This is a genomic window from Mycobacterium sp. VKM Ac-1816D (genome assembly GCF_000416385.1).
In the GTDB taxonomy this organism is placed as follows: Bacteria; Actinomycetota; Actinomycetes; order Mycobacteriales; family Mycobacteriaceae; genus Mycobacterium; species Mycobacterium neoaurum_A.
Genome location: NZ_AOHQ01000137.1, coordinates 315,466 through 335,314 on the forward strand (window position 1 = coordinate 315,466; position 19,849 = coordinate 335,314).

14 protein-coding genes are annotated in these 19,849 nt (G+C 65.2%); 8 read left to right on the forward strand and 6 right to left on the reverse strand.

Annotated features, from left to right (window positions below):
- Positions 1–207 precede the first annotated feature (207 nt).
- The gene (locus G154_RS16650; RefSeq protein ID WP_019509790.1) at positions 208–1,551 is read left to right on the forward strand and encodes an NAD-dependent succinate-semialdehyde dehydrogenase; all 1,344 of its coding nucleotides are present in this window, start codon (positions 208–210) and stop codon (positions 1,549–1,551) included.
- A gap of 313 nt (positions 1,552–1,864) precedes the next feature.
- On the opposite strand, the gene G154_RS16655 is transcribed toward G154_RS16650, so the two are convergent.
- From G154_RS16655 to G154_RS16665, 3 genes are all read right to left on the reverse strand, one after another.
- The gene (locus G154_RS16655) at positions 1,865–4,012 is read right to left on the reverse strand and encodes a N,N-dimethylformamidase beta subunit family domain-containing protein (protein WP_234713067.1); all 2,148 of its coding nucleotides are present in this window, start codon (positions 4,010–4,012) and stop codon (positions 1,865–1,867) included.
- Positions 4,013–4,198: 186 nt separating this feature from the next.
- Positions 4,199–4,564: a hypothetical protein gene (locus tag G154_RS16660; RefSeq protein WP_019509788.1), complete on the reverse strand. Its 366-nt coding sequence runs from the start codon at positions 4,562–4,564 to the stop codon at positions 4,199–4,201.
- Position 4,565: 1 nt separating this feature from the next.
- Positions 4,566–6,017, reverse strand: coding sequence for an APC family permease (locus G154_RS16665; RefSeq protein WP_023985911.1), 1,452 nt, complete (start codon positions 6,015–6,017; stop codon positions 4,566–4,568).
- 544 nt (positions 6,018–6,561) lie between these two features.
- Between G154_RS16665 and otnK the strand changes: the two genes are divergently transcribed.
- The 6 genes from otnK to pdxS all read left to right on the forward strand — a co-directional run bounded on the left by otnK (position 6,562) and on the right by pdxS (position 12,423).
- Positions 6,562–7,818, forward strand: coding sequence for a 3-oxo-tetronate kinase (gene otnK, locus G154_RS16670; protein ID WP_031601553.1), 1,257 nt, complete (start codon positions 6,562–6,564; stop codon positions 7,816–7,818).
- A gap of 8 nt (positions 7,819–7,826) precedes the next feature.
- On the forward strand, positions 7,827–8,423 hold the full coding sequence (locus G154_RS16675) for an aldolase (protein ID WP_110807195.1): 597 nt from the start codon (positions 7,827–7,829) through the stop codon (positions 8,421–8,423).
- A 357-nt stretch (positions 8,424–8,780) separates the two neighbouring features.
- Complete coding sequence (locus G154_RS16680; protein ID WP_019509784.1) at positions 8,781–10,064, forward strand: aspartate aminotransferase family protein; 1,284 nt, start codon at positions 8,781–8,783, stop codon at positions 10,062–10,064.
- A complete protein-coding gene (locus G154_RS16685; protein ID WP_234713068.1) occupies positions 10,039–10,773 on the forward strand; it encodes a GntR family transcriptional regulator in 735 nt (244 codons plus the stop codon). The genes G154_RS16680 and G154_RS16685 overlap by 26 nt, the downstream gene beginning before the upstream one ends.
- Complete coding sequence (locus tag G154_RS16690) at positions 10,770–11,462, forward strand: aspartate/glutamate racemase family protein (protein WP_023985913.1); 693 nt, start codon at positions 10,770–10,772, stop codon at positions 11,460–11,462. The genes G154_RS16685 and G154_RS16690 overlap by 4 nt, the downstream gene beginning before the upstream one ends.
- A gap of 73 nt (positions 11,463–11,535) precedes the next feature.
- Complete coding sequence (pdxS, locus tag G154_RS16695; RefSeq protein ID WP_019509781.1) at positions 11,536–12,423, forward strand: pyridoxal 5'-phosphate synthase lyase subunit PdxS; 888 nt, start codon at positions 11,536–11,538, stop codon at positions 12,421–12,423.
- Positions 12,424–12,871: 448 nt separating this feature from the next.
- Here pdxS and G154_RS16700 read toward each other — a convergent pair whose 3' ends face one another.
- The 3 genes from G154_RS16700 to G154_RS16710 are packed head-to-tail and all read right to left on the reverse strand — an operon-like array spanning position 12,872 to position 18,823.
- Positions 12,872–15,808 (reverse strand): aminotransferase, encoded by a 2,937-nt coding sequence (locus G154_RS16700; protein WP_019509780.1) that lies wholly within the window; start codon positions 15,806–15,808, stop codon positions 12,872–12,874.
- Positions 15,805–17,148, reverse strand: a complete 1,344-nt coding sequence (locus tag G154_RS16705) for an APC family permease (RefSeq protein ID WP_019509779.1) — start codon at positions 17,146–17,148, stop codon at positions 15,805–15,807. The genes G154_RS16700 and G154_RS16705 overlap by 4 nt, the downstream gene beginning before the upstream one ends.
- Positions 17,149–17,188: 40 nt before the next feature.
- Positions 17,189–18,823 (reverse strand): amidohydrolase, encoded by a 1,635-nt coding sequence (locus tag G154_RS16710; protein ID WP_023985915.1) that lies wholly within the window; start codon positions 18,821–18,823, stop codon positions 17,189–17,191.
- 219 nt (positions 18,824–19,042) lie between these two features.
- On the opposite strand from G154_RS16710, the gene G154_RS16715 reads away from it, so the two are divergent.
- A complete protein-coding gene (locus G154_RS16715; RefSeq protein ID WP_019509777.1) occupies positions 19,043–19,834 on the forward strand; it encodes an SDR family NAD(P)-dependent oxidoreductase in 792 nt (263 codons plus the stop codon).
- Positions 19,835–19,849 lie beyond the last annotated feature (15 nt).

Here is a 19,849-nt window from a genome sequence, read left to right on the forward strand (position 1 = left end):
CCAACGAATCCGGTTGCCGTGGTTGCCAACGACCTCCTGGCACCGGCGGATCGACACCGGTGAACCCACCCCGTCGCCCGCCAGCCCGACCAGCCTCCACCTGCCCCGCCACCCCACTGATGTTCGTGGTCTCGACTCGGATCGCCCCTTGTCGAAGGCCACGAAATCCCCTGCACAGTAACGAAACAACACGATGAGGAGACAGCCATGAGCAGCTATACCGTGATCGATCCGAGGTCCGGCGAGGAGCTGACGTCCTACCCGGTCGACACCGACGCCGAGATCGACGCGAAGCTCGACGCCGCCCACGGCGCCTACAAGACGTGGGCTCGCCAGACGATCGAGGAGCGGGTGACGCTTCTGAAACGCCTCGCCCAACTCCACGAAGAGCGTCAGGATGCACTCGCCGAGATCATCCAGAAGGAGATGGGGAAGTCTCGCGAGGACGCCCTCGGCGAGATCGGCGTGTGCATCTCGATCTATCGCTACTACGCCGAGAACGCCGCCGCATTCCTAGCCGACGAGACGATCGACGTCACCAGCGGCCCGGGTACCGCGATCGTCCAAAGGCGGCCCATCGGAATCCTTCTCGGCATCATGCCGTGGAACTTTCCTTACTACCAGGTGGCGCGATTCGCCGGACCGAACCTCGCGCTGGGCAATACGATCCTGCTCAAGCCGGCCCCGCAGTGCCCGGAATCCGGTCTCGCCCTGCAAGGCCTGTTCGATGATGCGGGGTTCCCGGCGGGAACCTACAACAACGTGTTCGCGACCAACGAGCAGGTCGAGCGGATCATCGGAGATCCCCGCGTGCAAGGCGTCTCGGTCACGGGTTCCGAGCGAGCGGGGGCGGCAGTCGCAGAGATCGCCGGCCGCAATCTAAAGAAGGTCGTCCTCGAACTCGGCGGATCGGATCCCTTCATCGTGCTCGGCGTCAGCGACATGGACGAGGCCGTCGATGCGGCCTTCGAGGCACGTATGGAGAACACCGGTCAGTCCTGCAACGCCGGCAAGCGCGTCATCGTCCTCGACGAGTTGTACGACGACTTCGTCGCGCGATACACCGCGAAGATGCTGGCGCGGCCCGCGTCCCCGGTATCCTCGCTGGTTGCCGCGGAGCGGCTGAGCGACCAGGTGGGCCGTGCCGTGGCCTCCGGAGCGACGCTGCAGACCAGCGGCGAACGCGACGGGGCCTGGTTCCCCCCGGGCGTGCTTACCGGCGTCCAACCCGGCGGTGACGTGTTCTACGAAGAGTTCTTCGGCCCGGTGGCGATGGTCTTCCGCGTCCAGGACGAGGACGAGGCGATCAGGATCGCCAACGACACCCCGTTCGGACTCGGCTCCTACCTCTTCACCACCGATGCCGAGCAGGCCCACCGGGTTGCCGAGCAACTCGAGGCGGGAATGGTCTACATCAACGGTTTTGGCGGCGAAGGTGCGGAGCTGCCGTTCGGTGGGGTCAAGCGTTCAGGCTTCGGGCGTGAACTCGGGCGTCATGGGATCGACGAGTTCGCGAACAAGAAGCTGATTCGCACCCTGCGCCAACCCTAACCACCCGGGGCAGCGCGCCACTCACCCTGAGTGGCGCGCTGTCACCCGCAGATCGCTGCACGCGGATGGCGGTGAAAACCCTATCCGCGTGCAGTGTTCATACGTGGGCTTCGATTGATGGGTACAGCACCCACGCGAGCGGGTTGCCGCGCTCTCGCGCGCACCGACCACCCGGCATCACCGAGCTCGCCGCCAATCGCTCGGCATCGATCGTCAGTGCCGTCGGTACCCAGCACAGCCACGTGGCGCCACCGCGCACGGGAGAGCATCCCGCACGAGATGGCGCCAGGAGACAGCCTGCGTCTAACTTCGCTCAGTCGATGATCTGATCCAGGGGTTCCTTGGCCACGAAGCGCCTCAGGACGTTGCCGGTGATTCTCGCGACGTTGTTGTCATATCCGTTGTGCGACAGGGCAGCCGTCCACGCGATCGACCCGACGGAGAAGAATCCGCCTCCGCCCTCGAGTGCCCCGAGAACCATGTCGGACCGAACGTAGGGGTGTTCAGTGCCGCCCTGCCCGGGCAGGTTCTCATACACTTCCTCGATGACGACCAGGAAGGCGTCGGTCAACGGCCCAGAGGTCGCGAGGACCAGCGTGCCCGGCGGAGAGCCCAGCGCCGGGTCGTAACAGTCGATTTCGGCCCCCGCCGCTCCACCGCCCATAATACCGAAGTCACCGATGATCTCATCGTCACCGATTCCCTCGAACACGAACGCAGCGAGCGGATCACGGCTGTCTTCGAGCCGCTCGTAGTGGGTCGAGCGGTCGAATCCTTGCGCGGCGAAACCGACGCCGGTCAAACGCTGCGGCGCCTTGCCCTTGTGCCGCCACAGTCCCGCCATCTCCCCCGAAGTGGCGTGCCGTCGTTCGCCGTAGTTCGACTGGTGGGGCCGGGTGCCCCCGGCGGATCGGCGAAGTTCCATCACGTACGGCTGATCCGGCACGAACGAGGCGGTCGCGAAGAACCCATTGCCGCCCAGGTACATCAGCCGACCGCCACGTGCGGTAAACAGGTCGAGCGCATCCAGTTCGCCGCGGGTGACGTACTCAGGATGTGCGCCGGTGATCACCACTTTGTAGTCGGCCAGCAGCTCGTAGCCGCCTGCGTCCAGGTCGTCGTCGGTGATGACGTCGAACTCGCAGTCGAGCGTGTCGAGCCAGTGCACGATGCACAGATCTGCCGGCAGGCCCCAAACGCCATTTGCCCCGTACCAGGCCCGGTGCTTGGGCTGGAGTGTGATGATCGGCTTGCGCACGCTGCTGAATACGACACCACTGCCGTCATTGTGGATTTCGTAGCAGCACCGTCCGAATTCGGGGTGGTTCTGGAGATCGATGTCATTCTGGTTGAGGATCGGAGTGTGCGACACGATGACCTCGGCGCCGTCGGCTTCGAATGCGGTCCGATCGTTGGCGTAGGCGAGATAGGTGGCGGTCGGAAGCAGCAGTGCCACCTCCTTCTTCCGGCTGCCGGGCCCCACGATGAACGGGACGTAGTGCGCTTTGTCGTGCGCCGCCAGGCGGGCGGCGTACACGCCGCTGGGAAGGTCATCGGGGACCGCGAAGGTGAACGCGACGGGCCAATCGGCGTCGGCGATGTCGTCGTCGTGGAAATGGATCGCGTCGAACTCATCGGGTGCGTTGCGAAAGTCCTCCGACAGCCCCGCGTAGAACGGCCCGGTCACTGCTCGTATCGGCGCGTTGAAGCACCGACCATCCAGCTTGTTGTCCGAAAGATCGACGACATCCCACAGCAAGAGGCCGTCGTCGGAGGACGAGCGACCGAAGTGCCAACGTGCGAGGAGTTGGGCACCGGTGCCGTCGATCGGGTCTCCGCCCCGGGTTACGGTGAGTGCGCCGATTTTGCCGTTGAACGGTGCGACGGCGAGCCACCGGTCGCCGTCGCGGCGGGCGAGCGCCGCGATCCGGAATGGATGAGCACTTCGGGCGGGGGTGCCTTGACCCAATGAAGCAGTCGTCTCGTCCACGTCGATGGGCGAGGCTTGATCGGAGAATTGGTTCATGCAGTTTGCGATGGGTGTCTGCGTCAGTTGGACTTCGCCCGCGGCGCTTCCGAAGTGCAGATCGAGTCGGTACCAGTGGTTTGCCTGCAGGACGCTCGCGGTGGAGAGCGTTCGCGCCTGTCCGTCGTCGCCCCACAGCACGGTGGGCACTCCGTCGTCCAGCACCAGCGCGTAACCCGTCGCAGTGTCCTCATCCCACGTGCCACAGATTGTTTGACGCTTATTGGTCAGGCTGATGGAGTTCTGCGTGACATGGTAGGCGCCGATGCTGTCGGCGCGGTCGGACAAGGGGAGCGTCGCGTAGACGTACACGCTGATCGCCACGTCGGTCGGGTCGGCGAGGACCGAGTTGGGGTCGTCGATCTCGACGAACGACCCTGGCTGGCAGACGTGGTGTTCGCCGGCGTAGTTGCCCGCGAAACTTGCGTCGGGCACGTCGTACTCGACGAACCCGGGGCCGGCGGACCCGGTGTAACCGTGACTCAGCCGGACCAGCGAGGCGTCATACCGGGTTGGTTCGTCGCTGCTGACGTGGAACGACAGCGTCTCCCCTGGGCGGGCAGAGAAGCGATCGGTGTAGCCGAAGATCGTGGTGGGGTCGTGCTTCATGGTTCGACCTGCCTATTCAGCGGTATCGACGAAACGGGCTAGGCGACGGCGCAATACGGTGCGCGCGGCCGCTGTGTAGTCGTCGAAGACGTCGTCCTCGACGATCATGTTTCCTGGTGCACCGATGACGATCGTCCCGATTGCCCACGCGTCATCGCCTGGCGCGAACAGAACTTCCTTGCCAGCGATGGGCAGACTGCGCAAATATCGGAGCACTCTCGCGGTGCGATCGGTGTGGGGTCCGAACGGGTTGGCGTCCAATTCAGCGGCGACGACGTCGTCGTGTTCGGCGGTGACCCGGTTGAGGGTCCGGCGGGCGTGAAGTCGAGCCAGTTCTGCGGTGCGGTCGGACGCCTTGCGTCGGGTCGTGGTGGTCATCTCAGCGCTCCTTCTCGGCGGTGACGACTGGGGTGACGTGCGACTCGTCGGCCGCCGCATGAGGGGTGTCGCCATCGATATCCGATTGCGCCAACGACCGGCCGGTCGCGCGGAAGTACACGGCGATCAGAACGCCGATGCCCAACCAGATCAGCCCGACCAGCTTGGCGTTGAAGCTGCCGCTCCATAGTGCGTAGATCAGTACGGCTGCACCAAGGATGGGAGAAACATAGTGGGCGAAGATCTTTCGGCTCCTCAGGCGGACCCCGAAGTGCGCCAGAACGCTGAGGTGGAGCATGATGTACGCGGTCAGGGCGCCGAAGGTGACCAGGCTGGTGAGCAGCGCCGGGTTCTCGATCCCGAAGATTCCCACGACCAGGGACACCGCCATGATGAAGATCATCGCGTTGGCCGGGACCTGGGTCTTCGAGTTCACCTTCGCCAGAAATCTCGGCAGCTGACGGTCGCGGGCCATGCTGAACACCAGTCGCGACGAGATGCCGTTGGAGGCAACAATGTTGGCGAACAGCGCGATCAGTGCCGTCGTCAGGGTGACGACGATCTGGAACCAGTTCGCCATGACCTGACCCGTGATGTTGTAGAAGGCGTTGTTGGTGTCATCGCCGTCGGCGAACACCGTGCCGTTGGGCACGAAGATCGCTGCGAGATAGACCTGGAGGACGAACAGGGCGGTACAGATCCACAGCACAATCATGGTGGCCCGTGCGACGGTCTTGCCACCCCCCTTGGCTTCCTCGTTGAGCGTCGAGATGCCGTCGAAGCCGCAGAAGCTCAGCGCCGCGATCGGAATGGCGCCGAAGACGACCGACCAGGTGAACGTGTTCGAGCTGAAGATCGGATCGAAGGAGAAGTGGCCCTTGCCCTGCGCCACGGCCACGAGCGCCCACACGCAGAACACCGCGAGGACCACCAGCTGGATGACGAGGAAGATCTTGTTCATCGACGCGGTGAACGTGATGCCACGCAGGTTGATGCTGGCGGTGATGACGACGAAGACGATGATCCACACCCAGGCCGGCAGGCTCGGCACCAGCGAAACCATTGCCGAGGCCGCGAAGACCGACAGCAATGCCGGCATCAGGAGATAGTCCAGCAGGATCGCCCAGCCGGAAATGAATCCGACGAACTGGTTGACTCCGTTTCGGACGTAGGAGTAGACCGAACCCGCGATCGGGAAGGTCCGCGCCATCTCCCGGTAGCTCACCGCGCTGAACACCATGGCGATCGCGGCCACGAGGTACACCAGGCCGACCGCGCCGGCGGAGAAGTTGTACACGATGCCGAACACAGCGATGGGTGCAATGGGCACCATGTAGATCAGGCCGAAGATAACCACATCAGCTAAGCTCATCGCCCGCTTCAGCTCAGGGTCATACCCCAGCTTCTCGAGTTCGGCGTTGGCCGAATTCCCACTTTCGTCAACTGGATTCATGAATTTGACCTTCCGTGAGTGACGGGATTCCGCGCTATCCTCGGTTCGGAACCCGGCCGGGCAATTGCAGCCATAGGCACCGGTTCTGCGGCCGGCGGCTGTGTCGAGGCAGAACGTGGGTGAACTCAAGGTAGCCAGCACGTGGACGCGCCGACATAGGTACTTCTACCGATACGAGCAGCTTCCCAGGGCGTGCCAACCGCACCACACCGTTGCCAGCACATCGCTGTGTTCGCCCGCCGCCGGCGATGAACCTCGGCTGGGCGGTGGGATCTTGCCGTGGGTCTCCGATGCATGTTTGACGTACAGAACGCCTCGTCCTACGATCGCCGTAGATTGATCGACAATCAATCGCCCAACACGGTGCTACAGAGCATGGAGGTCGGGGCAACCTACGGCGGTGTCGCGCCCCAGCTCCAAGCCCGTGACCGATTCCTGGAACACGGAGCCGCTGGCACGGCGACTGGTCGCCGACGAACGAGATGAGACGCTCCGAGCGGAGCGGCACGACATCGCAGCACGAGAGCCGAGTGGAGGCCCCCGCGTGACACGCATCGCCGTCATCGCCGATGACTACACCGGCGGCACCGACGCCGCAGCCGCTCTGCGCCGCAGTGGACTTCGCGTTGTGATGCTCTTCGGTATCCCAGATCCCGCCAGCACACTCCAGGACTGCGACGCAGTGGTGGTCGGAATCAAGTTTCGCAGCATCGATCCCGCCGACGCGTGCGCATACGTCGAGCAGACGGTCGGCTGGCTGCGCGGACACGGAATCACCCGGTACTACTACAAGTACTGCTCGACGTTCGACTCCACGCCGCAGGGAAATATCGGCCCGGTACTGGACATCCTCGGAACGCTGATCGGCACTCCCTACACGATCGTCTGCCCGGCCACACCGCTCCATCAGCGCACCACCTACCTCGGCTACCTGTTCGTCGGAGAGAGGCTGCTCAGCGAGTCCCCGCTGCGCAACCATCCGCTGACGCCGATGACCGATGCGAATTTGGTGCGTTGGCTGTCGCTGCAGACCGAATCCACGGTGGGGTTGCTGCCACTCAACGCGGTACGTGCCGGTCACGAAGCTGCGACAGACCACGTCAAGGGTCTTGTCGAACAGGGTGTTCGGCATATCGTCGCGGATGCCACCGCCGACGCCGATCTCGACACGATCGCCGTCGGCCACGATGAAGGCCTCCTGAGCGGTGGCGCCGGCCTGATCGAGGCACTGGGGCGCACCATGACAGCCGCGCGGCCGTCAGAGCGCCAAACACACGGCGGCCTCGGTGCGCCCGCCACCTCAGGTGGGACCCTGGTCCTAGCCGGAAGCTGTTCAGAGGCGACCCTGGAGCAGGTACGGCGGGCGCAGCTCACCATGCCCGCGTTGCGACTGGATCCCGGCGAGATCTCCGACTCCGATGCCCTCATCGCGACCGCCGTGGCGTGGGACGAGGCCCAGGACCAGAGCCGGCCGCGGCTCATCTACACCTCTGCCGACGCCGAGCAGCGGCGTCGGGGCGCGCTCGCCATGGGGGCGGACACTCCGCAGATCTTGGAGAAGGTGCTCGCCCGGGTTGCAGCGAGCGCGGTCGAGCGCGGGGCGCGTCGCATCGTCGTCGCGGGCGGCGAAACCTCGGGAGCGGTGGTGACCGAACTCGGAGTGCAGCAGGTTCTCGTCGGAGAGGAGGCCGCGCCCGGAGTTCCCTGGTGTACGACCATCTGCGGCGACCCGATCACCCTGTTGCTCAAGTCCGGAAACTTCGGTAGCGCCGACTTCCTCGTCGAGACGGCCTCGTCATGACGAGCGCGATGACTGCCGAGCGGACCGAGATCGTCCGCCAGGGTGCGTCGCTGTTCGATCGCCGACTCACGGCAGGACGGACAGGCAACATCAGCGTGCGGGTCGGCCCACGAATCCTCATCACTCCGACCGGCACCTCGCTGGGGAATCTGATCTCCGACGAGCTTGCGGTACTCGATCTGAACGGAAAGCACCTGGCGGGATCCAGACCGTCCAAGGAATGGCCGATCCATGTCGAGACCTATCGCGCGAGGCCCGACTCAGGGGCGGTCGTCCACCTGCACAGCTCGCACGCGGCCGCGGTGTCCTGCCTGGCCGGACTGGACGTGGCCGACTGTTTGCCTCCGCTGACCGCCTACCACGTGATGCGTGTGGGGCGGGTACCTCTTATCCCGTACCTGCCTCCTGGTGACCCAACCCTCGGCGACGAGGTGGGACGCGCCATGAGCTCGGCGCATTCGGTGCTCCTGGCCAACCACGGCTCGGTACTGGCCGGCAGGACGCTGGCCGATGCCGTGGACGCGGCCGAGGAACTCGAAGAGACGGCGCGAATCATGCTGCTCCTCGGCGACCGTCCCGTGTCACTCGTTGCCCATCGTTCATGAATCGGGCAGCTCCCATCGCGATTGTCCAACAATTGACAGTCAGACACTTTCGGAGCATGATGACCAACGTGAGCAACGGCTCCCGATATCCTCGACGGCGGAAAGATGTTCCGCCGGCAAGGATCGAAAACAGATTCGTCGCAAGCACTTTGAACCCCGCATTGGCCATCGAGGCAGTGGCCGCGATGGCGACGGCCCGTCTCTCTACGGACGTCACCAAGACCGTCGAGTCAGTGCTCAGGATCTCGCGTCTACGAAGCGCGCCCCTGAAGAGACCTGCGCGACGGGAATTGACGCACCCCACGTCGTCATGCGCGCGCGGGAACCCATCATGTCTGCAGCAATAGGAGAACGATCATGACCGAGACCAGCTACTGGCACCCATTCGCTCAGATGAGCGCGGTGAAGAACGACACCGTGACGATCGTCCGCGGCGAGGGCCGCACAGTGTGGGACGCCGATGGCAATAGCTATCTCGATTCCCTTGCCGGACTGTGGTATTGCAATGTCGGACTGGGCCGTACCGAGATCGCCGACGTCGCTCGCCAGCAAGCGATCGACCTCGCGGCGTTCCAAACCTTCGATGTGTTCACCACGCCCAACACCGAGCTCTTCGCCTCTCGCATCGCCGACTACCTGCCTTTCCCCAACGGCAAGATCTTCTTTACCGCCGGCGGCGGTTCGGAGGCCGTCGACACAGCGGCCAAGCTGGCTCGCCTGTACTGGTCGGTCGTCGAGCAACCCAACAAGAAGATCATCATCAGCCGCACGCGGGCCTACCACGGCATGAACGCCTACGGAACCTCACTTGCCGGTCTACCCGCCAACCTCGCCGGTCTGGCACCGATGGTGGAGTCGGTGGCGCAGGTGCCGTGGAATGATGCCGAGGCGCTGCGCACCAAGATCACCGAACTGGGCGCCGAGAACGTGGCGGCATTCTTCTGCGAGCCGATCATCGGCGCCGGCGGGGTTCTGCATCCGCCGCAGGGTTACCTCACCGAAATCGAGAAGATCTGCCGCGAGAACGACGTGCTGCTCGTCATCGACGAAGTGGTGTCCGCCTTCGGACGCGGTGGCGACTGGTTCTCCTCCGGCCGCTACGGAATCCAGCCCGATATGATCACCATGGCCAAGGGCCTGACGTCCGGTTACGCACCGCTCGGTGCGGTCGCGATCGCGCCGCGCGTGTCCGAGGTGTTCTGGAAGGACGGCTCGACTGCAATGTTCCGGCACGGCTACACGTACTCCGGACACGCGATGGCCACCGCGGTAGGCAACGCCAACCTCGACATCCTCGAAAAGGAAAGTCTCGTCGACCGGGTGGCCGAGTACGAATCGGTGATGGCATCGCATCTGGCCCCGCTGGCCGATCACCCGTTGGTCGACGAGGTGCGCGCCGGCGTGGGACTGCTCGGAGCCGTCAACATCGATCCGAGGGTCAAGGAGGCGAATCCCGCCGTGCTGGCCAAACTGGTTCGCGAATCCCGCAAGCGCGGCGTGATCACCCGTAACCTGGGAGACGTCGCGCTACAGGTGTCGCCGGCATTCACCATCACCGACGAGGAATTGGCGAAGGTCGCCGACACGATCCATGAAAGCCTGGAGGTGGTTTCACGTGAGTCCGACTTCGTTGGGCCCTGATGGGGTCCAAGCCGACCCCGACGATTCGCGTGCGCGGCCGCGTGGACTAGCGCGGCCCAAGACGCTCACCCATGCCGTCATCGATCACATCGCCGAGGCGGTGATCCGCGGGACGTATCCGCCGGGTGCACCGCTGCCCGAGGTCACCCTCGCCGCGGAGCTCAATACCGCCCGGGGCACGGTGCGCGAAGCGTTGCGTGCCCTGCGGGATCGGGGTCTGGTGGAGATCCACCCACACCGCGGTGCCTTCGTCCAGAGCATCGGCGAGAAGCGGGTGCGTGAAGTGTTCAATCTCCGCGCACTGCTGGAATGCTATGCGCTGCGCACCGCGATGACCGCCGGCTACATCGACGACGCCCCCCTGCGGACCATCCAAGCCGCTTTCTCCAAGCTCGACGATGCCTACGGGCGCGGTGACCTGTTTGCGGTGGTCGACGCCGACATTGAATTGCACTACGTAATCGCATCCACCTGCCGCGAAGATCTCCTGCTGGACCACCTCAAGTCCATTCAGATGGAGACTCGGCGGGTGATCATCCTGACAAAAGTCCTCGACTCGGACACCTCTGCAGAGCCCGACACTCATCGTCCGATCATCGAGGCCATCGAGGCCGGCGATGTCGAACTCGCCGTGTCTCGTCTCGACGACCACATCTGCCAATCCCGCGAGCAGCTGCTGGCCCGCCTCCGAGAAAGAGATCTGTCATGACCCGTCGCGTAGTGCTGCTTCACACCGTCAGCGGCCTCCTCCCCGTGTTCGGTGAGCTCGGCGCGAAACTGCCCGCCGATGTCAAGGTGTCCAACATCGTCGACGAGTCGTTGCTCGCCGACGCACTTGCCAACGGTGCTCTGACTGCGTCTATCTCGCGCCGCGTGGTCGACCACGTCGTCTCTGCGGCCGACAGTGGCGCAGTAGCCGTGATGGCCACCTGCTCGTCCATTGGGCCCGCGGTCGAACTCGCCGCGCAGCTGGTGGACGTCCCCGTACTGCGAGTGGACATGCCGATGGTGGATGCGGCGATCGAAACCGCGAAAATGGCCGCCGGGACCGAACGAACGCCCCGGATCGCCGTGCTGGCAACCGCAAAGTCCACCCTGTCGCCCACCGTGGATCTGGTCCGCCGCCGCGCTAAGCACGCCTCGGTTGAAGTCGATCTCGACGTCCGACTGCTCGCCGAAGCGTTCACCGCCAATGCCTCGGGCGATGCAGCCCGCCACGATGCGATCATCGCCGAAGCACTTCAGGATCTCGCTACGTCGGTCGATGCCATCGTGCTCGCGCAGGCATCGATGGCACGTGCCGCGGCCAGCGTCTCCGGAGAGGGTCTGCACACGCCGACCTTCTCGAGTCCCGGTCTGGCAATGGACAAGCTCGCCGATGTCTTGGTCCACGGGTGACGTCCCGGCCCGGCGACCACATCCCTCGAACGAAAGCGCAGCTGCTGACGCGGCTGCGCGAGAGGCGTTGAAGATGGCGACGTCGGTGGGCACCGCACGGGTGAAGCGCGGCATGGCGGAGATGCTCAAGGGTGGCGTCATCATGGATGTCGTCACGCCTGAGCAGGCGCGCATCGCCGAGGCCGCCGGAGCCGTCGCGGTGATGGCGCTCGAACGTGTGCCTGCCGATATCCGGGCCCAGGGCGGCGTCTCCCGCATGAGCGATCCGGACATGATCGAGGGCATCGTCGCCGCAGTCACCATCCCGGTGATGGCCAAGGTCCGTATCGGCCACTTCGTCGAGGCGCAGATCCTGCAGAGCCTCGGGGTGGACTACATCGACGAGTCCGAGGTGCTCACACCCGCCGACTACGCCAACCACATCGACAAGTGGAAGTTCACCGTCCCCTTCGTGTGCGGTGCCACCAATCTGGGCGAGGCACTGCGCCGGCTCACCGAGGGTGCGGCGATGATCCGCTCCAAGGGCGAGGCCGGTACCGGCGACGTGTCCAACGCCACCACCCACATGCGCAAGATCGGCGGCGAGATCCGCCGGCTGGGCTCGCTGTCCGAAGACGAATTGTTCGTTGCCGCAAAGGAACTGCAGGCGCCCTACGATCTGGTCGTCGAGGTCGCGCGGGCGGGCAAGTTGCCCGTCACGCTGTTCACCGCGGGCGGTATCGCCACCCCCGCCGACGCGGCGATGATGATGCAGCTCGGTGCCGAGGGCGTCTTCGTGGGTTCGGGCATCTTCAAGTCCGGTGACCCGGCGGCGCGGGCCGCGGCGATCGTGAAGGCCACCACCTTCTACGACGATCCCGACGTGCTGGCCAAGGTATCCCGCGGGCTCGGCGAGGCCATGGTCGGCATCAACGTGGAGGACATCGCGCAGCCCCACCGGCTCGCCGAACGCGGCTGGTAAGCCGCGTTCTGCCACCCGCCAAGTCGGTGGTGAAGATCGCTACGCCGTTCGTCGCGATCTTCGCCACGAACGGCCAGCGCACCGATCCGGGCTCGACGAGCTCGTCGAACCGTGTGCGCACTTCGTCGAGAGCGGGACTGTGGTCGCGCACCTCGACCCACCGGTCCCAGTCATGCACCTCGATGACCTCGACGATGTCCACCCCGAGTCCCCCGCCCTCTGCGTCGTCCTAGACCTGCAGCGTTTCGAACCTGGCCAGCACCTCCGCCTGGGCCGCCAACGTCGGCTTATCGATCGTGGGTGGACAACTCGGCGACCTGCTCCGCCGTTACGCCGGGGCGTAATCTGAATGTGTTGATCACCAATCGTTTTCCGTCGGCGCTCTGCACAATCGTTCGGCTCGCGACCGCGAGCCGGGGCCTGCTGATCCGTCCCGCGAGCGGGTCGTCTACCAACCCTCGGTCAAGACGCTGTCGAGCGCATCCACGAAGTAGTCCGCCCCCGTCTGGTCCAAGCACAGTGGCGGCTTCACCTTCAGCACGCAGTTCCGATCGCCCGTGGGCTGGATGACCACTCCCTTGTCCAACATCCGTTCGCAGATCGCCAGTGTCTCCTCGGTGGCGGGCTCCAGAGTGTCTCGGTCCCGCACCAACTCGACTCCGAGATACAGACCGTGCCCATGGACCGTGCCGATGATCGAGTGCCGTTCCGTGAGTTCCAGCAGACGCCCCCTGAGGTGCCCGCCGACACGACGGGCGTTGCCCTGCAGGTCCTCGTCCTCGAGGATGTCCAGGACCGTGCTCCCGACCACGCACGACGCGGGGCTGCCACCGGCCGAGGAGAAGAAGTAGCCCTGGGATCGATAGGCCTCGGCGATGACCTTCGTGGTCGCCACGATCCCAAGCGGATACCCGTTGCCCACCGCCTTCGCCACCGAGACGACGTCGGGCACCACGTCCTGCTGCTCGAAACCCCAGAACCACTGTCCCAGACGGCCGTATCCAACTTGGACCTCGTCGGCGATCGCCAGTCCCCCGACGTCGCGAATCGCGGCGTAGACCTGCTTCAGGTACCCGTCGGGAAGCGCCATTCCGCCGGCATTCCCGTAGACGGGTTCGGCGATGAACCCCGCGAGGTCTACACCGTCGGCGGCCAGTTTGCCGATGTCGGCAACGGCATCCCGCGCGTACTGGTGCGCCTGCGCCCCCCGGTATCGCCCGCGATAGGAGTTGGCGGATTCCACGGTGTGGACCCACCCGGGACGAGTCGTCAGGGCGTTGGGGTTGTCCGCCGTCGACGTGGAGACCGCATCGGTGAGGTAGGTCCAGCCGTGATAAGCCTCCCCCATCGAGACGAGGTGCTGCCGTCCGGTGGTGCCCAGCGCCAGCCGCATCGCGAGGTCACTCGCCTCCGAGCCTGAGTTGACCAGGAAGATCTGGTCGAGCGACGGTGGCAGCCGAGCGGCGATCTTCGCGGTGAACTCGGCGATGGCCGAGTAGTTGAACCGCGAGTTCGTGTTGAGTAGTTCGTACTGGCGGGCAACGGCATCTGACAACCGAGGATGCGAATGGCCAAGCAATGCAACGTTGTTGACCATGTCCAAATACGATCTGCCGTCGGTGGACAGCAAGTGGTGCCGCCAGCCCCGCTCGATCCGGGGCGGGGTGACGTAGTAGTGCTCCTGAACGTCAGCCAGGTACCGGCCGCGGCGTTCGAGTAGTTCAGCACTCGATTCGGGTGTGTCGCCGTCGGGGGCGCCGAGCAGTGCTGCGGGATCTGCGGTGAGGGCCAGCCAGCCTGGGCCGTACCGCGGGGCGACGAACGGGGGCACAGCCGGACCGTCCGCCCGCCGCACCTGAACGCGAATCCGATGGTCGGCCGCCACGGTCGTCAGCGGCGCGCCCGCCGCCACCTCACCTACGTGTAGGCCCGGCAGCGCGTCGACGTCGGCGTCCAGGACGACTTCGAGGATGACGTCCGCGGCGGACAGGATGAAGCCGTGAGCGGTGCGTCGCGTGACGCCCGCCCACGGTGCGCGGAGGGTGGTGGCCTCGAAGAACCACGCGTGGCAGGAGGTTGGCAGCGTGGCGGGTTCGGTGTCCCGCAGCGGCGCTGCCTGATCGAGGCGGGGCTGCGCGTAGGCGCTCACCGCGACCTTCGCACCCGACGCGCGCGCGACGTCGACGGCCCTCTCGACGGCGCCCGGGTGCAGCCAGGCACCACGGTCCCACACCGGCGCGGTGGTCGAGAGGTCCAGCACCGCGGGCTGCCCGGCGACGAGTGGAACGTAGTCGTCCGGGAGCGTCACCCCACCGGGTCGCGGCAGCGATAGCGCGTCGCAAATCAGGGTGGACATCACCTCGATGGGCACCGCCACCGCCGCGTCGAACATCCGCCACTCGTCGTGCAACCCGGTGACGGCATACTCGTTGTCCGGCTCGATGCTGACCTGCATCGTGCCGTTGAGGACCAGGATCGCCGCGCGGATCACGACCAACGGCCAGACGGCCTGGGCCTCGGCGGCCGACAACGGCCGCACCGCGTGGAAGCCCGTCACCGTCGGGAGCGCCGACAGTGCGTCCGCACCGGGATGGTGCAGGACCGACGTTGCTGTACAAGCGAGTTCGGCGACGGCCCACGTTCGGCACAGGTCGCCGAAGTCGAGGATGCCGTCATAGCGGCGTGGGTCACCCGGCTCGGCTATCAGGTTGGAGTTGGTCAAGTCGAGGTGGACGGCTTGACGCGGGAGTTCCCCGGCGAGCCGTTCCAGGATCTCCCACGCCCGGGCCACGACGTGAAGGAGCTGGTCACGGCGACCCTCGTCGTCCTGATAGGAGATGAGTTTCTCCGTCACGGCCGGAACGTGTTGTGGATCCCAGGCCAGCGTGCGGTCGAGTCCGGGATGGTCGAACGAGCGCAGCGCTCTGCTCACGCGACCACACACATCACCCATCTGCCGGGCGACGTCGGCTCCCAGATACGTGTCGGCCTCGACGGTGGGACCGGGCAGATAGCGGAGAACACGCGCAATGAGCGACGTTCCGTCCGAGTGCCGGACGGTTCTGCGTGTCCGCCCGTCGATGCCGGGGAGTGCGGTGGCCAGTCGCAACTGGGGTTCGGCTGCCTGCACGAGCTGGGCGGCGTCATCTTGCGCCTGCACCTCGGCTTCTGAAAACACCGGGTTCGCGATCTTGAGGACCCCGATGCGCCGGCCGTCGTCGGTCGTGAGCATGAAGTTCTGGTCCTGCTGGCTGCCGAGCGACTCGGCGATCACCGGGTGTCCGAAGTGTTGCGCCCCGAGGTCTTCTGCCTCGGTGTCACTGATGCGCAGTGCGGCGATCTCCGGCTGTGCGAAGAAGTCGTAGCCAATCGTCTTGTTGCTCAAAGTTTTACAACCCTGTCATCGTCATGGGGAGTCAAGGGTGAGTGCTCGGCGTCGAACTGTATCTCTGGTGGGGCCTTGCGGAAGCCTCGGGTGATGCCGGCGAGGTACAGGACGCCCACGACGATCCAGACGAGTCCGGCGATGAAGCCCAGACGAGACAGGCTGAACCACAGGTAGAAGGTGAGCAGGAACCCAATCGCGGGCGCGAGCCCGTACCGGAACAGATGCCACGGAGTGCGTTCGGTGGCGTCGACGAGGAAGAGTTTGATGACCGCCAGGTTGACGACCGAGAATGCAGCCAACGCACCGAAACTCACGATCGAGGCCATGGTCCCTAGGTCCGCTACCAACGCGATCAACGAGATGACTCCGACGAACGCGATCGCACCGACCGGGGTCTGGAACCTGCGGCTGAGACGACCGAACAATTTTCGCGGCAACACGCCATCCCGGCCCATCGCATACAGAATTCTCGTAACGCTAACCTGAGAGGCCAGTGCCGAGGCCACACACGCGGCCATAAAGCTGAAGAGGAAGAACGTCTGGAGCCACTGCCCCGCGGTCATGCCCATGATCTCGATCGCTGCGGAGTCTGGATCCACGATCGCAGACGGATCGCGCTGCACCAGTGTCGCCAGATAGGACACCGCGATGAAGAGCATCCCGGCGATGGCGACGGTAAGCATGATTGCTCGTGGCACCGTGCGGCGCGGGTCCCGCGCTTCTTCGGACATCGTCGAAATGGCGTCGAAGCCAAGGAAACTCAACGCCAGCGTCGCGGCTCCCGTGAACAACGTCGCCGTGGCGACACCTTGGTCGTAGATGGGCTGCAGGAGCGAGACGCCCGGGTTCTCGACGATGTGCTTGACCGCGAGCACCGCGAACACCAGCGCGAAGACCATCTGCAGCCCCACCATGACCAGATTCGCGTTGCGCACCACCACGATTCCCACGACGCTGAGCACCGTGACGACACCCATCCCCAAGAGTGAGTACAGCCAGATGGGCACCGCTGGATACTCGGCGTGCAGATAGATGCCGATGAGGAGATAGTTGATCAGCGGTAGCAAGAGGTAGTCCAGCAGCAACGCCCAGCCGGTGACGAAGCCGACGTTCCCGCCGAAGGCCCGCCGGGAGTAGGTGTACGCGCCACCGGCGACCGGGTAAGCCCTGACCAGGGCCGCGTAGCTGCCCGCCGTGAAGAGCACCGCCAACAGCGTGATCAGATACGCGGTCGCCACATGGCCTGACGTCGATTCATTCACGACGCCGTAAGTCGTGAACACTGCCAGCGGCGCCGTGTAGGCCAATCCGAAGATGACCAGTCCGGGCACGCCCATGACCCGCCGCAGTCTAGGGGCGGACGAGGTGGGTGATGTTTCAGACATGAGTACGCTCCATCTGCGCCGGCAGGGCGCTGGACATCGAATTCGATTGGTAGGTAGGGATTCCCGCGACCCAGGTGCCGAGAACCGATATCGAACTCAGGTCGCTTACGGGTGACTTCCGCGGGTCGGCCGACAGCCACACCAGGTCCGCCTCGAAGCCGTCGTTCAACACACCGCGGCTGGTCTCCGTGCCGGCTTGATAGGCGACGCCGCGGGTGACGATGTCGAGTGCGTTGACGATGTCTATGCGTTCCTCCGGCATCCAACCACCGTGTGGGGTGCCGTCTTGGCGTGCCCGGGTGACGGCCGTCTGCAGAGCCGGTAGGACGTCTGCACTGGTGACGGGCCAGTCACTGCCGAAGCTCATCGGTGCGCCGGACCTCAAGACGGAGCCGATGCGGTACTGCCGGTGGCCTCGCTCATGCCCCAACCGCGGGAGCGTCAGTTGCTGCATGACGTCATCCGTGGTGGCCCACAATGGCTGGAAGCATGCGATGACACCGAGCTCGGCAAACCTGGGCAGGTCGTCGTCGTCGACGAGTTGAGCGTGGGCGATGACCGGGCGCCGGTCCCGAGGACCGTTGACGGCTTGGATGTGCTCCACGGCGTCGAGGGCAGAGCGGGCTCCGGCGTCACCGATGGCGTGAAGGTGCAATTCGAAGCCGAGCTCGTCGACGAACGCCGCGGCAGCCAGGAGCTCATCGTGCTGCCACACCTTCATGCCACGGGTGCACGCATCGGCATAGTCGTGAAGCATGTGCGCGGTGTGGTTTTCGATGATTCCGTCGACGAAGAACTTGATGGTGTTGCACGTGAGATGGGGTGCAGCACGGATGCGATCGCGTTGCCCGGCAAGCTGGTAGCGCTGTTCTGCCCACCGCAGCGGGTCCGCCCGCAGTGCCAGATCGGCGCGGCATCGGAGCACGCCCCGCTGGGCAGCCGCCAACCAGATCTCGATGTCGTCCGGATCCACCCACGCGTCCTGGAACCAGGCGATGCCACGGGCGGCGAGGTGTCCCGTGGCGTACTCCAACGCTTCGACCCCTTGATCGAGACTGGGCGTCGGAGCGACCCGTAGCGCAAGGTCCACCGCGCCCCACTCCAGAAGGGTGCCCAGCGGTTGACCGTCCTCCCGCCGTGGGATCTCGCCGACGTCGGGCTGCGGAGTGTCCTTGTCGATGCCGGCGAGCTCGAGCGCCCGCGTGTTGCACCACACCGAGTGGTAATCCCACGCCCGCAGCATCACCGGGCGATCGGGCACCACGGCGTCGAGCCAGCGAGCGTCGAACCACCCAGACGGGGTGAGGGTGGCGTCGTAACTAGCAGCCACGATCCACTCGTCGTCGGGGTGGTCCTGCGCCCACGCTTGTATCCGTTCGACGATCTCGGACACGTCGCGCGCATCCCGAATTGCCGGTCCCTGCTGTTCCAGGCCCGCGAGAATGGGGTGTGCGTGACCGTCACCGAAGGCGGGCGCCAGGAGTCCGCCGTTCAGGTCGACGGAGACGTCCGGGCTCACATCCTCGTTCCACGGCGCGATGCGACCGTCGACGACGAGGAGCCGATCCGTGTCCGGAAGGCCGTCGCCTCTCCACACGGTTCCGTTGCGGAACGCTATTACGCCCATCGGCCAACCTCTCGGTCTTTGCAATATTGGTCACCAATTAAACAAATTGTGATCGGCATACGATATATGCCGAAGGCCGCGCGCGCCATAGGAACGCCCGCCGAATGGTCGAGCAGCCACGTCGGTATCAAAAATTGGTCACCAATTGACCGATTATCGCACCCGTGACTACGCTCCGCTCGTCCATCCGACGGTCGTTCACCACCCGGAGAGGGGACCATGTCCCACGCCGAATCTGCCCACCATCACCTGGGGACCGCCATCGTCACCGGCGCCGGGTCGGCTGCGGGTATCGGGTTTGCGACCGCACGCCTGCTCGGCCTGACCGGCCTGACGGTGATCTTGACGTCGACCACGGATCGCGTCCAGCAGCGGGTGGACGAGTTACAGGCGGCCGGCATCCACGCCGTCGGTATTGCCGGCGACCTCACCGACCCCGCTCATGCGGATCGGGTGGCCGCGCTCGCGCTGGAACGCACCGGCCGCATCGACATCCTGGTGAATAATGCCGGGCTGGCTGCGGTCACCAACGTCGTCGCGGCAGCCACCTTGGCACACCTCACCGACCACGACTGGGCTAACTCGATTGGGTGCAACCTGACCACCGCGTTCACCCTGACCCGTGCGGTGCTCCCCACGATGGTCGAACGCGGATACGGCCGGGTGGTCAACGTGTCCTCGGTATCGGGGCCCGTGTGCGCCTTCCCCGGGGACGGGGCCTATCACGCGGCCAAGGCCGGTTTGGTGGGCCTGACCCGGTCAGTCGCCATCGACTACGCCGGGGCCGGCATCACCTGCAACGCCGTGGCGCCTGGGTGGATCGTGACGGACTCGACCACCGAGGACGAGCTGGCAGCAGGTGCTTCCTGCCCGCTCGGCAGATCCGGAACGGCCGATGAGGTGGCGCACGCCATCCTGATGCTGACGGCCAGGGCGGCTTCCTACATCACGGGCCAATGCCTCGTGGTCGACGGCGGTAACTCGATCCAGGAAGATCACAGGTTGCGCTAGCGGGTCGACGTCATC

What these genes read in the sequence shown, in the direction of transcription:
- G154_RS16650 (WP_019509790.1), top strand. Translation starts at nt 208, where the DNA reads ATGAGCAGCTATACCGTGATCGATCCGAGGTCCGGCGAGGAGCTGACG.
- G154_RS16660 (WP_019509788.1), bottom strand. Translation starts at nt 4,564, where the DNA reads ATGACCACCACGACCCGACGCAAGGCGTCCGACCGCACCGCAGAACTG.
- G154_RS16665 (WP_023985911.1), bottom strand. Translation starts at nt 6,017, where the DNA reads ATGAATCCAGTTGACGAAAGTGGGAATTCGGCCAACGCCGAACTCGAG.
- G154_RS16675 (WP_110807195.1), top strand. Translation starts at nt 7,827, where the DNA reads ATGACTGCCGAGCGGACCGAGATCGTCCGCCAGGGTGCGTCGCTGTTC.
- G154_RS16680 (WP_019509784.1), top strand. Translation starts at nt 8,781, where the DNA reads ATGACCGAGACCAGCTACTGGCACCCATTCGCTCAGATGAGCGCGGTG.
- G154_RS16690 (WP_023985913.1), top strand. Translation starts at nt 10,770, where the DNA reads ATGACCCGTCGCGTAGTGCTGCTTCACACCGTCAGCGGCCTCCTCCCC.
- pdxS (WP_019509781.1), top strand. Translation starts at nt 11,536, where the DNA reads ATGGCGACGTCGGTGGGCACCGCACGGGTGAAGCGCGGCATGGCGGAG.
- G154_RS16705 (WP_019509779.1), bottom strand. Translation starts at nt 17,148, where the DNA reads ATGGGCGTGCCCGGACTGGTCATCTTCGGATTGGCCTACACGGCGCCG.
- G154_RS16710 (WP_023985915.1), bottom strand. Translation starts at nt 18,823, where the DNA reads ATGGGCGTAATAGCGTTCCGCAACGGAACCGTGTGGAGAGGCGACGGC.
- G154_RS16715 (WP_019509777.1), top strand. Translation starts at nt 19,043, where the DNA reads ATGTCCCACGCCGAATCTGCCCACCATCACCTGGGGACCGCCATCGTC.